12 protein-coding genes are annotated in these 14,613 nt (G+C 71.9%); 6 read left to right on the top strand and 6 right to left on the bottom strand.

Translation table 11 applies throughout. The features are described 5' to 3' along the window. The first annotated feature begins 198 nt into the window (after positions 1-198). A complete protein-coding gene (locus ACIO1C_RS08895) occupies positions 199-897 on the top strand; it encodes a maleylpyruvate isomerase family mycothiol-dependent enzyme (RefSeq protein WP_401860081.1) in 699 nt (232 codons plus the stop codon). Positions 898-907: 10 nt separating this feature from the next. Next, the gene (locus ACIO1C_RS08900; RefSeq protein ID WP_401860083.1) at positions 908-1,561 is read left to right on the top strand and encodes an MBL fold metallo-hydrolase; all 654 of its coding nucleotides are present in this window, start codon (positions 908-910) and stop codon (positions 1,559-1,561) included. A 26-nt stretch (positions 1,562-1,587) separates the two neighbouring features. Here the strand turns inward: ACIO1C_RS08900 and ACIO1C_RS08905 are convergent, their stop codons facing one another. The 6 genes from ACIO1C_RS08905 to ACIO1C_RS08930 form a co-directional block, all read right to left on the bottom strand. Next, entirely contained in the window at positions 1,588-2,532 is a 945-nt protein-coding gene (locus ACIO1C_RS08905; RefSeq protein WP_401860085.1) for a cytochrome c oxidase assembly protein, read from the bottom strand. Positions 2,533-2,620: 88 nt separating this feature from the next. Further along, positions 2,621-3,616, bottom strand: coding sequence for a TerC family protein (locus tag ACIO1C_RS08910; protein ID WP_401860087.1), 996 nt, complete (start codon positions 3,614-3,616; stop codon positions 2,621-2,623). 224 nt (positions 3,617-3,840) lie between these two features. After that, the gene (locus ACIO1C_RS08915) at positions 3,841-5,763 is read right to left on the bottom strand and encodes a TerD family protein (RefSeq protein ID WP_401860088.1); all 1,923 of its coding nucleotides are present in this window, start codon (positions 5,761-5,763) and stop codon (positions 3,841-3,843) included. A gap of 201 nt (positions 5,764-5,964) precedes the next feature. Beyond that, on the bottom strand, positions 5,965-6,531 hold the full coding sequence (locus ACIO1C_RS08920; RefSeq protein WP_161312108.1) for a TerD family protein: 567 nt from the start codon (positions 6,529-6,531) through the stop codon (positions 5,965-5,967). Positions 6,532-6,726: 195 nt separating this feature from the next. Next, entirely contained in the window at positions 6,727-8,874 is a 2,148-nt protein-coding gene (gene uvrB / locus ACIO1C_RS08925) for an excinuclease ABC subunit UvrB (RefSeq protein WP_401860090.1), read from the bottom strand. A 104-nt stretch (positions 8,875-8,978) separates the two neighbouring features. Further along, positions 8,979-9,905, bottom strand: a complete 927-nt coding sequence (locus ACIO1C_RS08930; RefSeq protein WP_401860092.1) for an MHYT domain-containing protein — start codon at positions 9,903-9,905, stop codon at positions 8,979-8,981. Between the two features lie 270 nt (positions 9,906-10,175). On the opposite strand from ACIO1C_RS08930, the gene ACIO1C_RS08935 reads away from it, so the two are divergent. From ACIO1C_RS08935 to ACIO1C_RS08950, 4 genes are all read left to right on the top strand, one after another. Further along, complete coding sequence (locus ACIO1C_RS08935; protein ID WP_401860094.1) at positions 10,176-11,096, top strand: glycerophosphodiester phosphodiesterase; 921 nt, start codon at positions 10,176-10,178, stop codon at positions 11,094-11,096. Positions 11,097-11,285: 189 nt separating this feature from the next. After that, positions 11,286-12,515 carry a formaldehyde dehydrogenase, glutathione-independent gene (fdhA, locus tag ACIO1C_RS08940; RefSeq protein ID WP_401860096.1) on the top strand — a complete coding sequence of 410 codons (1,230 nt, stop codon included), beginning with the start codon at positions 11,286-11,288 and terminating at the stop codon, positions 12,513-12,515. A 94-nt stretch (positions 12,516-12,609) separates the two neighbouring features. After that, positions 12,610-13,518 carry a pseudouridine-5'-phosphate glycosidase gene (locus tag ACIO1C_RS08945; protein WP_401860098.1) on the top strand — a complete coding sequence of 303 codons (909 nt, stop codon included), beginning with the start codon at positions 12,610-12,612 and terminating at the stop codon, positions 13,516-13,518. Then, positions 13,515-14,498, top strand: coding sequence for a carbohydrate kinase family protein (locus tag ACIO1C_RS08950; RefSeq protein WP_401860974.1), 984 nt, complete (start codon positions 13,515-13,517; stop codon positions 14,496-14,498). Before ACIO1C_RS08945 ends, ACIO1C_RS08950 begins: the two co-directional genes overlap by 4 nt. The last annotated feature ends 115 nt before the right edge of the window (positions 14,499-14,613 follow it).

Raw genomic sequence — 14,613 nt, forward strand, 5'->3', positions numbered from 1 at the left:
TTCGGGGGCCCGGAGGGTTCGCGCCAGAGCGATGGGGTGCACGGGGAGCCCTGTTTTCGGGTGCCCGCGCGATTCTGCCTACATGCCAGGATGCCTCTTCCGAGCTTATAGCACGTGCATTCGATTTACGGCCGTTCTCCGCCGCCTTCACCCGATCGGGTGGCGGCGCTGTCCCTGGCGGTCGCTATCGTCGGCGTCATGACTGATCACGTACGGGACCTGGCCTCTCTGCGGGAGGCGGACGAACGGCTCCTCCACGCCGCTGCCTCACTGGACAACGCGAGCCTCGCCGCGCCGTCACGGCTGCCGGGCTGGAGCCGGGGGCACGTACTGGCCCACCTCGCGCGGAACGCGGACGCTCTGGTCAACGTCCTCGAAGGCCGGCCCATGTACGCCGACGGCGCCACCCGGGACGCGGACATCGAGCGGGACGCGTCCAGGGCCCTCGACGTCCACCTCGCCGATGTACGTAACGCCGCGGCCCGCTTCCATCATTCCGCGGCCGTCCCCGCCGACTGGACCCGTACCGTCACCCTGCGCAACGGGGTGACCGACACCGCGGCGCGGGTGCCCTTCCGGCGCTGGATCGAGGTCGAGCTGCACCACGTCGACCTGGGGCTCGACCGGACGCTCGAAGATCTCTCCGAGGAGTTCACCGAGCGGGAGATCGGCTTCCTGGCGGACCGCTTCTCGGGGGCCGCCGCCGTCCCGCCGCTGACCCTGGCCACGCCCGGGGGGCGCACCTGGCGCACGGGCCGTGCTCCCGTCGGCGGGGACGAGACCGTGGCGGTCGTCACAGGCCCCGCGCCGGACCTGATGGGGTGGCTCTCGGGGCGCCGCGACGGGTCCGCACTGGAGTTCGCGAGCGGCCCCCTGCCCGTCCTGCCCCCGCTATAGGCTGAGCCGTATGACGTACAGCGGAGCGGTGAAGGTCGGCGGACCTGCGGATGTGCACGAATTGCCCGACCTGGTGATCTCCAAGGTCGAGGTCGGCCCGATGGGCAACAATTCCTATCTGCTGCGCTGCCGGGCCACCGGTGAGCAACTGCTGATCGACGCGGCGGCCGACGCGGCGACGCTGCTGACCCTGATCGGCGAGGACTCCATCGCCTCCGTCGCCACCACCCACCGCCACCAGGACCACTGGCAGGCGCTCGCGGAGGTCGTGGCGGCCACCGGAGCCCGCACGTACGCGGGGCGGTACGACGCCGAGGCCATCCCCGTCCCGACCGACGTGCTGGTCGAGGACGGGGACACGATCCGGGTCGGGGCGGTCGCCCTGACCGCCGTCCACCTGGTGGGGCACACACCGGGTTCGATCGCGCTGGTCTACGACGACCCGCACGGCCACCCGCACGTCTTCACCGGCGACTGCCTCTTCCCCGGCGGTCCCGGGCGCACCGGGAACCCCACGGACTTCGGGACGCTGATGGACGGCCTCGAATCGAAGATCTTCGCGGCGCTGCCCGACGAGGCCTGGATCTACCCCGGCCATGGCGACGACTCCACCCTCGGCGCCGAGCGCCCGCACCTGCCGGACTGGCGCGCGCGGGGCTGGTAGCCGATCACATCTGTACGGCGGCCCGGTCAGCGGCCGTCGCGCATGCGCCGGCCGACCTCGCCGTCCTCCGTCTCCCACCAGGGGCGTACGAGATCCGGTCCCGGTACGCCGGCCCCGGTCGGCGCCGCCGGGGCCAGTTCGCGGTCGAGGCGGGCGTCCAGGTCCCGGGCCTTCGCCCGGTCCGCGCGCCACCACTCCGCGAAGACGGCGATCAGGAACGGCAGCGCGACCAGCTCCGCGAGGCTCAGCATCAGCCCGCCACCGAGCCGCTGGTCCTGCCGCACACCGGGCCCCCAGGTCCGTCCCTGGGCCGCGTACCAGCGCCCGGCGACCGACGTACCGCTGGTCATGACCACGATGCCGGGGACGGAGTCGAACAGCCCGTCCAGGAAGACCAGCGCGGCCCGGACGGGGTGGGTGCACCAGCGGGGCAGCAGGTCCCGGCCGCTGAGCATGGGCAGGACGAACAGACAGCCGGTGAGCAGCAGCTGGGCCTGCATCAGCCGGCGGACCGCATCGCTGTGCAATGACGCCGTGAAGTAGGGCGTGAAGTAGATGGTCAGCTCCGAGGCGAGCACCACGAGCGAGCTGACCAGGGGGTACGTCAGCACCTTCGCCGGTGGTGAGGTCACCGCCCGGTGCAGCGGGCCGTCGGGCGCGGCCAGTCCCAGCGGGTCGCCGAGGGCCAGGCCGAGGGGCGCGAGGAGGTCCAGCAGGACGTTCTGCACGGCCGCCGGCCAGAACAGCACCCGGTCGTAGACCGCGAGGGACGACATCGTCGCGACCACGATCGTGCCGAGCCCGATCACCACGAAGGCGCCGGTCCGGGCGACGGGCCAGCGCTTTCCCGCGCGCCGGCGGCGCACCACTCCGGTGCCGTACGCCCCTCCCAGGACGGCCACGGCGGCCAGCGCCACCGGGTCCAGCCGCCACGAGGACAGGCCCCGGGCGACCGTCAGCTCGGGCAGCACGGCGCGCCTTCTTCCCTTTTCGCCCCCGGCGTACGATTCCGCCGCCCACGGTAGACCGGGGGCGGCGGAAGTTCGGAGGCGGGTCGGGTCAGGCCTCGATGCTGTCCTTGTCCGGGCCGGCGGCCTCCGCCGCGTCCCGCTCGGCCTGCTTCTTGGAGGCGATGAGGCTGGTGATCGTGGTGATGATCAGGACACCGCAGATGACCGCCAGGGACACCGGGATGGAGATCTCCGGCACACCGACGCCCTGTTCGTGCAGCGCGTGCAGCACCAGCTTCACCCCGATGAAGCCCAGGATGACCGACAGGCCGTAGCTGAGGTGGACCAGCTTCTTGAGCAGTCCGCCGATCAGGAAGTACAGCTGTCGCAGCCCCATCAGGGCGAAGGCGTTGGCGGTGAACACGATGTACGGGTCCTGGGTCAGGCCGAAGATCGCGGGGATGGAGTCCAGCGCGAACAGCACGTCGGTGGTGCCGATGGCGAGCATGACCACCATCAGCGGGGTCAGCACCCGCTTGCCGTTCTTCCGGATGAAGAGCTTCGTGCCGTGGTACTTGTCGGCGACACCGAAGCGGTGCTCGATGGACTTGAGCAGGCGGTTCTCCTCGAACTCCTCCTCCTCGTCGTCCGAGCGCGCCTCCTGGACGAGCTTCCAGGCGGTGTAGATCAGGAACGCGCCGAAAATGAAGAACACCCACGAGAAGCTGGCGATGATCGCGGCCCCGGCGGCGATGAAGATGGCGCGCAGCACCAGGGCGATCAGCACCCCGATCAGCAGCACCCGCTGCTGGAGGTGGGTGGGCACCGAGAACTTCGCCATGATCAGGACGAACACGAAGAGGTTGTCGACGCTGAGCGACTTCTCGGTGATGAAGCCCGCGAAGAACTCGCCGGAGGCCTGGCCCGTACCGAACACCATCAGGCCGAGGCCGAACAGCGCGGCGAGGGCGATCCAGACACCCGTCCAGATGCCCGCCTCCTTCATCGACACGTCATGGGGCTTGCGCCCGATGAAGAAGTCGACCGCGATCAAGGCGGACAGACCAAGAATGGTCGTCGCCCACAAGATCCATGACACGTCCACTGCGCCTCCGGCGTCGTACGGCTACAAGATCAGCGTCGTCGCTGCCGGAGGTCTCCTCCACCCGGACGGCCACCGCCGCTCCTCGGGCCGACGCCCCGGGACCGATTGCGGTCCGTATTGACGGGTACGTCGCATACGGGAGTACTCCCCTCCGATACCCAGAAGAGTACAGGAAAGGCCAAGGAAAGGTAAAGAAAAAGATAAAGGGAGCCCAAGAGCGCAGGTCAGCGCCGCCATGCGCGACGGGCCGCCGCCACCTGTCCGAGTGCTTGCGTCACCACCCGGCTGCCCGGCGGAACCGTCGGCGGCTCGTACGTCCAGGCGTGGCCGACCCAGGGGTCGGCGAGGTGATTGTCCGGGATCGGGGTGATCCGGAGCAGGGACCGCCAGAGCGGGTCGAGCACCGGTCCGTACGCGTCGGCGTCCTCGCGGTCCGCGACCATCAGCAGGTGCACACCGACCGACGGGCCCTCGTCGGCGAGGTAGCGCAGCTGGGTCACGGCCCGGTCGTCGAAGCCGTGCGGGAAGTCGTTGACGATCAGCAGCTGCTCGGCGGTGTCGAGGTCCGGCGGCAGCGATTCGGCGGCGCCGCCGCGCACGGCCATCTGTACGAGGTCGACGCGCGCGGTGAGTTTCGCGAGGACGGCCGCGACTCCGGCGGCGCCCGCCGCGGGCGGCCCGTCGAGGACGCCCGAGGAGGTCAGCGGCGCCAGCGCGGCGGCCGCGGACCCGGCGGGGTCGATGACATGGACGGTGAACTCGCCGGGCGGGTAGACGGCCAGCAGGCGCCCGGCGTGGATGACCGCGGTGTCCATGGCCAGCCGGCGCAGCTGGTCCTCGTCCATCATCATGGCGGCCTCGGAGCTGAGCCGGCCGCTGTCGACCCACAGCCCGCGCTCCAGCGGCAGCCGTACGAGCATCGGGATGCGCAGGTCGGGGCGCTCGGGCAGGTGGACGTCCCCGAGGCGCAGCGCCATGGGGATCTCCATCGGGACGCGGTAGGCGTGCCAGACGGGGCTGTCCCAGCCCGCGTAGGCCGCCGGGAGGGCCGGTTCGACCACCTCGGTCTCGGCGGCGAGCTGGGCGAGGTCGCGGTCGAGGACCTCACGCGCGCGGGCGGCCAGCTCGTCGTGTTTGGCGCGGGCCGCCTCGCGGGCGGTGTCGCCCGCGCGGCCGACGCGGTTGCGGGGGTCGGACAGGACGCGGTCCAGTTCCTGTTCCATCCGGGACTCGGCGAAGTCGACCGCGCTGCGGTACGCGGCGACGGCGCGGGCCAGGTCCTCGAACATGCCCCAGACCTGGTTATAGAGGCGCTCGTCCATGGACCAGCCCGTCGCGTCGCCCGCGACGGGGCGCGGGGGCTGTCCCGGTGCGGCGGGCGGGGCGGCCGGGGGCGGCGGGGTCGGGGGTGTGGACGTACGGCGGCCGGGGTGCGTGTAGTTGACGGCTCCGCCCGCGCCGGTGGGCGGGCCCGCCTGCTGCGGTACGGGACCGGGCGCGGCCGGCGGGGCCGGCGCGGTCACGGGCTCGGGTGCCTCGGGCCGGACACGGGTCCCGTCCGGTGATCCGGGCAGGGGGGCCTGGACGGCGTTGGCGAGGTGGCGGGCGACCGCGTCCTGGATGGTGGCGGCGAACGCGCGCGCCTCCGGGAGGCCCTGGTCGCCGAACAGCTCGGCGAGGCCGCCCGCGTACCCCTGGCCCACGGCGCGGACCTTCCAGGCGCCCTGGCGGCGGTACAGCTCCAGGGCGACGACGGCGGACTCGGCGTCCAGGCCGGTGAGGGTGAAGCCGGCGATCTCGGTGCCGTCGGTGGAGGTGACGGCGGCGAAGGGCGCGGCCGTGCCGCCGAAGCGGTCGGGACCGCCGACGCCTTCGGGCAGCGCGAACAGCACGTGGACCAAGTGGGCGCGCTCGGCCACGGCTTCCAGGTCGACGTGGAAGCGCAGTCCGGCGGCGGCCTGGCGGGAGACCTCGACGCCGGGGAGCGTGGGCGCGCCGGGGTGGGCGATCCACTCGGTGCCCGGTACGGTGCCCGCGGCGTCGGCGAGGGTGACGCAGGCCAGGACCGGCGCGCCGGCCGTCACCCGTATCTCCAGTCGGGTGTGCGGCAGGGGGTGGTTCTGTCCCCGGACCAGCTCGGCCGTCATCGCCTCTGTCCCCTCATCGGTGTCGTGCGGTCTCGTGCGGTCTCGTGCGGTGTGGTGGGGCGGGTGTCCGTGTGCGGTGTGGGTGGAGCGTGGCAACGGTGCAGCTCCCGGCGGCCGTGGCCTGCCTCCGGGAGCTGCGTGTGCCGGTACGTGCGGTGCGTGTGGTGCCCGGCCGTGCGTGTCGAGCCGTGCGTGTCGTGTCTACAGGTGCGGCAGGATCGACGGCATCAGGTCCTGGAACGTGCGGCCGTTGGCCGGATTCCCGAGGGCCGTCATCTTCCACCCGGCGCCGTCGCGGTGCACCTTCGCCATGATCTGCGCGGTGTACTGCCCGCCGCCGTCCAGCGTGTAGCGGGCCAGCTCCTGGCCGTTGGTCTCGTCGACGATGCGGCAGAAGGCGTTCTGCACCTCCTGGAACGTCTGTCCGGTGAACGAGTTCACCGTGAAGACGATCTGGTCGATGTGGACCGGGATCCGTTCGAGGTCCACCAGGATGGCCTCGTCGTCCCCGCCCTGGCCGGCGCCGCCGACGAGGTTGTCGCCGGTGTGCTTCACCGAGCCGTCGTCGCTGACGAGGTGACGGAAGAAGACCACGTCGACCGGCTGCTTGTCGGCGAACAGCACCGCCGAGGCGTCCAGGTCGATCTCACGGGTGCGGGAGCCGAACAGGCCCCGGCGCGGCGCGGCCTGCCAGCCGAGCCCCATGCGCACCGCGGTCAGGGTGCCTCCGCCCCGCTTCTCCAGGCTGATGGCCTGACCCTTGGTCAGGTTGACCCCAGGGCCCCCGGGCGCACTGCCCTTGGATACGTCCACCACGCGCTGTCCCCTCTCGAATGGTTCCCCCGCAACCGTCCGTGTGCGGTTGCGCAGCACCCTACGCAGTCACGTCGTCGCGGCAGGAGACTTGGGCCGTTTTTGTGTCGGTCTTGCAACACATCGCACCGCCCGTCCCCTGCCGGGCCGTCAGACCTGTCCCGCCTCCCTCATCTGGCGCAACTCCTTCTTCAGCTCGCCCACTTCGTCGCGCAGCCGCGCCGCGACCTCGAACTGGAGCTCCGCCGCAGCGGCCCGCATCCGGTCGGTCATCTCCTGGATGATCCCGGCCAGCTCCTCGGCGGGGCGGTCGGTGAGCACCGCGCCCTGGGCGGCCGCCTTGGCGCCCTTGCCGCCCTTGGTGGCCTTCGCGGCCTTGCCGCCGAGCGCCGGCACAGGGGTCTTGGCCGCCTTGCCGTCCTTCCCCTGCCGGTAGCCCGTGCCGAGCAGGGCCTCCGTGTCGATCTCCTCGCGGGCGATCGTCGCCACGATGTCGTTGATCTTCTTGCGCAGGGGCTGCGGGTCGAGGCCGCGCTCGGTGTTGTACGCGACCTGCTTCTCGCGGCGCCGGTTGGTCTCGTCGATGGCCTGCGCCATCGCCGGGGTGATCGTGTCCGCGTACATGTGGACCTGTCCCGACACGTTGCGCGCCGCGCGCCCGATCGTCTGGATCAGCGACGTGCCGGACCGGAGGAAGCCCTGCTTGTCGGCGTCGAGGATCGCGACCAGCGACACCTCGGGCAGGTCGAGCCCCTCCCGGAGGAGGTTGATGCCGACGAGGACGTCGTACTCCCCGGAGCGCAGCTCGCGCAGCAGCTCGACGCGGCGCAGGGTGTCGACGTCGCTGTGCAGGTAGCGGACCTGGATGCCCAGCTCCAGGAAGTACTCCGTGAGGTCCTCGGACATCTTCTTGGTGAGGGTGGTGACCAGGACGCGTTCGTCCTTCTCCGTGCGCTTGCGGATCTCGTGCACCAGGTCGTCGATCTGGCCCTCGGTGGGCTTGACCACGACCTCCGGGTCGATGAGGCCGGTGGGGCGGATGATCTGCTCCACGAAGCCGTCGCCGCGGGACAGCTCGTACTTCCCCGGGGTGGCGGAGAGGTAGACGGTCTGGCCGATCCGCTTCTGGAACTCCTCCCACTTGAGGGGGCGGTTGTCCAGGGCGGACGGCAGCCGGAAGCCGTGGTCGACGAGGGTCCGCTTGCGGGACGCGTCCCCCTCGTACATCGCGCCGATCTGCGGCACGGTCACGTGCGACTCGTCGATGACGAGCAGGAAGTCCTCGGGGAAGTAGTCCAGGAGGGTGTTGGGCGCGGTGCCGGGGCCGCGGTCGTCGAAGTGCATCGAGTAGTTCTCGATCCCCGAGCAGGAGCCGATCTGTCGCATCATCTCGATGTCGTACGTCGTCCGCATGCGCAGGCGCTGGGACTCCAGGAGCTTGCCCTGCTTGTCCAGCTCGGCGAGCCGGGTCTCCAGCTCGCGCTCGATGCCGTTGACCGCCTTCTCCATGCGCTCCGGTCCCGCCACGTAGTGGCTGGCCGGGAACACGTAGAGCTCGTTGTCCTCGCTGATGACCTCGCCGGTCAGCGGGTGGAGGGTGGTCAGCGCCTCGATCTCGTCGCCGAACATCTCGATGCGGACGGCCAGCTCCTCGTACACCGGGAAGATCTCGATGGTGTCGCCGCGCACGCGGAACGTGCCGCGCGCGAACGCGACGTCGTTGCGGGTGTACTGGATCTCGACGAAGCGGCGGAGCATCTGGTCGCGGTCGATCGTGTCGCCGACCTTGAGGGGCACCATCCGGTCCACGTACTCCTGCGGCGTACCGAGACCGTAGATGCAGGAGACCGAGGCGACCACGATCACGTCACGGCGGGTGAGCAGCGAGTTCGTCGCGGAGTGGCGCAGCCTCTCGACCTCCTCGTTGATCGAGGAGTCCTTCTCGATGTAGGTGTCCGACTGCGGGACGTACGCCTCGGGCTGGTAGTAGTCGTAGTACGAGACGAAGTACTCGACCGCGTTGTTCGGCAGCAGCTCGCGGAACTCGTTCGCCAGCTGGGCGGCCAGGGTCTTGTTCGGAGCCATCACCAGCGTGGGCCGCTGGAGCTTCTCGATCATCCAGGCCGTGGTCGCCGACTTGCCGGTGCCGGTCGCGCCGAGCAGGACGACGTCCTTCTCGCCGGCGCGGACGCGCTTCTCCAGGTCGGCGATGGCCGTCGGCTGGTCGCCGCTGGGCTGGTAGGAACTGACGACCTCGAAAGGCGCCACCGTACGTTCGATCTGGGAAACAGGCCGCATGGATCAACCGTACGGCCCCGCACTGACAGTCGGCGTCGTAGCGGCTCTGACCTGCGGTGACGGGCTCCGGTCACCGGTCGGTGACCCGGCCGCCCGCCCTCCGGTCACCAGTCGTGGAAGTCCGGGGAGCCGCCCCGGGGGGTCCTGGCGGCCGTCCGGTCGGTCCGGTCGCCCTCGGGGCTCCACGGGGCGGTCCGGGCCGGGCCCCGGTTCGGCCGGCGCGGGCGCATCCGCTGGCGGGGGACGCCGCCGCGCCCGCACGGTCCGAGGGCGGTCACGGACCGTCCTGGGCCGTGGTGGCCGGGGGCGGCCCGGCGCGGCTCGCTCAGCACGACGACGGCCGTGGCCAGCAGGACGAGCCCGGGGACGATCAGCAGGGCGGCGAGGAAGCCCGTCGGCGAGGTGCTCTCGAAGCCGTCGCCGGCCCCGCCCACGCGGACCCGCAGCGCCGCCATCGCGGCGTAGTGCATGCCGGTCGCCGCACCGCCCATCACCGCTCCCGCGACCAGGACGGGCAGGACCCCCCGGCGGGAGACGACGATCCACAGCGCGGCGGTCGCGCCGACGACGGCGATCAGTACGGAGAGGGCGACGGTCGTGGTGTCGTACTCGAGACGCCCGGGCAGCCGGACGGCGTCCATGCCGAGGTAGTGGGTGGTGGCGAGGGAGAGGCCGGTGACGGTACCGCCGGTGACCAGGGCCAAGGGGGTGGACCCGCGGTATCCGACGACGAAGATCCCGGCCGCCGCCATCAGACTTCCCACGATCGGACAGGCGAGCGTCGTGAACCTGTCGTAGTCGACCGGCATCCCCTCGACGGCGAAGCCGGTCATCGTGATGAGGTACATGCCCCAGACGCCGGAGCCGAGGGCGGCGGCGCCCAGGGCCAGTCTGCCCGGCTTCCACGGACGCGAGGTGCGCAGGGACCGCGCGGCGCAGAGCAGGCCGAGCACGCCGCCGAGGCAGGCCACCAGAAAGCCCGCCACGGGGGTGCCGGGACCGTGGCTGAATCCGTCGATCGTGCCCTGCATAGCGGTATGCCCCTTCGCGCCTTGTGCGCCATGTGCTCCATGTGCGGAAGCGCTGGTTCGGGGCGAGGGTAGGACGGCCGGGCCCGTAAGCAAACAGTTACCCGGAGTTTTGTCGACATTGAGCCGGAAACGGCAGAAAAAGCGGTCCGGAAAGGGCTTTCCCTCGCCATGGCTTCACGTGGTGTCCCGGTCTCGCCCGTTCCCCGTTGGCCGGGGGCTGTCACCCTCGGGCCGACCGCGATCCCAGGGATCCCAGGACGAGGAGTACACGTGTACGCACGCACCTCAGTCACCACGGCCGCGCTGCTGGGCGCCACGGCGCTGCTCCTGCCGGGCTGCGCGGCGGCCACGACACCACACGCGGGTGCCACCGCTCGACCGGCCGCCCGGTCCGGCGGCGCGGCCGGCGGGTCCGCGGACGCGCCCCTGGTCATCGCGCACCGGGGCGCGTCCGCCTACGCGCCGGAGAACACGCTCGCCGCCGTCGACGCCGCGGGTGACCTGGGCATCGACTGGGTGGAGAACGACGTCCAGCGGACGAAGGACGGGGAGCTGGTGGTCGTCCACGACACCACGCTCAGCAGGACGACGGACGTGGAGCGGGTCTTCCCCGGCCGCTCTCCGTGGAAGGTCAAGGACTTCACCGCCGCCGAGATCGCCCGGCTGGACGCCGGGAGCCGGCTCGGCGCGCGCTGGGAGGGTGTCCGGGTGCCGACCCTGAAGGAGTATCTCGGCGCCGTGGAGAAGAACCGGCAGAAGCTGCTCCTGGAGATCAAGGGCCCCGAGCTCTACCCGGGGATCGAGGGGGACATCCTGCGCGTGCTGCGGCAGGAGGGCTGGCTGGACAGCGCGCACGTGGAGGGCAGGCTGGTCGTCCAGAGCTTCGGCGCGGCGAGCCTCCGCGCGGTGCGCGAGCAGCGGCCCGACCTCACGACGGGCTTCCTGGGCACGCCCGCGGTGGCGGATCTGCCGGCGTACGCGGCGTTCGCGGACCAGATCAATCCCGTGTACACCGCGCTCACCGGTGACTACGTGGCCGCGGTGCACCGGCTGAAAGGCCCGCACGGCAAGCCGCTGCGGGTCAGCACCTGGACGGTGGACGAGGCCGCGGACGCGGTGCGGGTCGCGGGGCTCGGGGTGGACGGGATCATCACCAACCGGCCTGACGTGGTGCGGGACGCGGTGGGCTGACGGGGCGCGGAGCCCACTCGGAGCCGTATACGTACTACGCGGTAACTCGCAACTTTTACTCCTGTTTGCCCGCTTTCCGTACCGGACCTAGGCTGAATGGAGATGCGACAAACCGGCGATTTCGCGTGCGGTTGGCGCCTTGCCCGCCGGGACGCGGAGAGCCGAAGGGCGAAGGGACGGCGAACGGGCATGGCCGAGGGAAACGCTGGACTCACGTATCTCAAGCCGGGTGAGGTGGAGGTCAGGAACACCGAATACCCGACACTCGAACTCAAGGACGGCCCGGGGGTGGATCCCGGGAACGCCGGACGGAAATGCCGGCACGGCGTCATCCTGAAGGTACTCGCGACCAACATCTGCGGCAGCGACCAGCACATGGTGCGCGGGCGTACGACCGCCCCGGAGGGGTTGATCCTGGGGCACGAGATCACCGGAGAGGTCGTGGAGCGCGGCCCCGACGTCGAGTTCATCGACGTCGGTGACGTGGTGTCGGTGCCCTTCAACATCGCCTGCGGACGGTGTCGTAACTGCAAGGAGGGACAGACCAGCATCTGTCTGAACGTCAACCCGTCCCGGGCCGGCGGAGCCTACGGCTACGTCGACATGGGCGGCTGGGTCGGCGGCCAGTCGCGGTACGTGATGGTGCCGTACGCGGACTTCAACCTGCTGCGCTTCCCCGACCCGGAGGCCGCCCGCGAGAAGCTGCTCGACCTGACGATGCTCACCGACATCCTGCCGACCGGCTACCACGGAGCGGTGACGGCGGGCGTGGGCGCCGGCTCGACCGTGTACATCGCGGGGGCGGGTCCCGTCGGGCTGGCGGCCGCGGCCGCGTCGCAGCTGCTCGGATCCGCGGTGGTCATCGTCGCGGACTTCAACACCGAACGCCTCGCGCAGGCCCGCAGCTTCGGCTGCGAGACGATCGACCTCGCCCAGGGCCCGGTCGAGGAGCAGGTCGCCCAGATCCTGGGCGTTCCCGAGGTGGACTCGGCGGTCGACGCGGTCGGGTTCGAGGCCAAGTCCCACGGCCGGGGCTCCGACGACGCGCCGGCCACCGTCCTCAACTCGCTGATGGGCGTGGTCAGGGCGGGTGGCGCGCTCGGCATCCCGGGTCTGTACGTCACCGAGGACCCCCGGGGGATCGACTCGGACGCGCAGTCCGGCACGCTGCGGGTCAGGCTGGGTCTCGGCTGGGCGAAGAGCCACACCTTCTCGACCGGTCAGACGCCGGTGATGAAGTACCACCGGGCGCTGGCGATGGCGATCATGTACGACCGGATCCACATCGCCAAGGCGGTCAACGCGACCGTCCTGCCGCTGGAGGACGCGCCCCAGGGGTACGAGGAGTTCGACCAGGGCGCGAGCCGGAAGTACGTGCTGAACCCGAACGGGGCGCTGGACCACGCGAAGGCCGCTTGATCAGCCGGGGCGCGTCCGGGTGAGTGGGGGCTGATGGGGCCCGTGCGACGTCGTGGACGTTTGCGCGGGCCCCTCGCGTGCCAGGGATGGGGTCATGTCAGACACCACAACGCACCTGTCCCCCGAGGTACGGGACGCGCTCGCCGAGCGCCGTCCCGTCGTCGCGCTGGAATCGACGATCATCGCGCACGGGCTGCCGCGCCCGCGCAATCTGGCGGTGGCGGAAGAGCTGGAGGAGCTTGTACGGTCCAACGGCGCCGTACCCGCGACGGTGGCCGTGCTGGACGGGCGGGCCCATGTGGGCCTGAACAAGGCCCAGTTGGAGCGGGTCGCCGGGGACAGCTCCGTACGGAAGCTGGGCCATCGTGACCTGGCGCCGGCGCTCGCGGCGCGGGCGAGCGGGGCGACGACGGTCTCCGCGACGGCGTTCCTCGCGGCGCGGGCGGGGATCCGGGTGTTCGCGACGGGCGGGCTCGGCGGGGTCCACCGGGGGTGGACCGAGACACAGGACGAGTCGGCCGACCTGCGGCTCCTCGCGCGGACCCGGATCACGGTGGTCTGCGCGGGGGTGAAGTCGATCCTCGACGTGCCGGCGACGCTGCAACGGCTGGAGACGCTGGGCGTCGGCGTCCTCGGGTACGGGACGGCGTACTTCCCCGGCTTCTACCTGTCGTCCTCCGGCGAGCCCGTCGACTGGACGGTCCGTACACCCGCCGAGGTGGCGGCGGTGATGCGCGCGCAGGACGCGCTCGGCGGGCCGGAGGCGGCGATCGTGGTGGCCAACCCCGTGCCGGAGTCGGAGCAGTTGGACCCGGAGCTGCACGACAGGGTGCTGGCGGAGGCGCTCGACGCCTGCCGGGAGTCGGGGGTGACGGGCCAGGCCGTCACCCCGTTCCTGCTGGAACGCCTGGTGCGCGGGACGGGGGGTGCGTCGCTGGAGGCGAACCTGGCGGCGGTACGGGGGAACGTACGGCTGGCGGCGGGGATCGCGGGGGCGTGGTGAGGGGGCGGGGCCCCGGTCCGGGCGGGTCCGGGTCCCTACCCGGTTCGGATGGGGGGTTGTTGGTGGTCGGGGACGTGGCCACCGATGTGGTGGCGCGCCACCGGTCACCGCTCGCGCGTGGCACGGACACGACGGCCGACATCCGTCTCCTGCCAGGTGGCGCGGGGGCGAACGCGGCCTGTTGGGCGGTCCGTTGGGGGTGTGCGGACGTACGGCTGCTGGCCCGGGTGGGGACGGACGCGCGAGCGTGGCACGAGGCGTCGCTGCGGGACTCGGGTGTGCGGGCGCGGCTTGTCGTGGACGACGAGGTGCCGACCGCGACGGTCATCTCGCTGGTGGACGCCTCCGCGGAACGGACCTTCCTCACGGACAGCGGCGCGTCGGTGCGGCTGACCGCCGACGACTGGTCGCCGTCGCTGCTGGACGGCGTCGGCCGGCTGCATCTGTCGGGCTATCTGTACTTCTCGGAGGCAGGCCGGGGAGCCGTCGCGGCGGCACTGGCCTCGGCGCGGGAACGCGGCGTCGCGGTGAGCGTGGACCCCGCGTCGGTGGCGTTCATCGAGGAGCTGGGCGTGGCGCGGTTCCTGGCGGAAACCGAGGGCGCGGAAACGCTTCTTCCCAACGCGGACGAGGCCAGGCTGCTCACCGGCCTGGCGGACGTCGAGAAGGCGGCGGCCGCGCTGAGCCGGCTGGGGCGGGTGGCGGTGGTGACCCTGGGCGAGGCGGGCGCGGTGGTGGCCGAGGCGGGCGAGGTGACGGCCCGCGTGCCCCCGGTCGCGACCCGGGCCGTCGACTCGACGGGAGCGGGCGACGCCTTCACGGGCGCGTACCTCGCGGCGCGGCTGGCGGGCGCGGACCCGCCGGGGGCGGCGAAGGAGGGCTGCCGGGCGGGCGCGGCGGCGGTGACCCGGGCGGGGGGCCGACCGGGGGCGGGGCCCGGGCGGGGGCAGGGGCCTGGGCTGGGGCGGGAAGAGAGGTAAGGGGTGAGCCGGCGGGGGGCGCTGGGATGGGGCCGCCGCGCGGGAGCGGCGTCACCGCGCCGCACGCGGGTCCGGGCGCGGGGCGGGAGTCACGTCGCGCGGGCGCGGCGTGTGC

Source organism: Streptomyces sp. NPDC087420, from assembly GCF_044744165.1.
Lineage (GTDB): Bacteria > Actinomycetota > Actinomycetes > Streptomycetales > Streptomycetaceae > Streptomyces.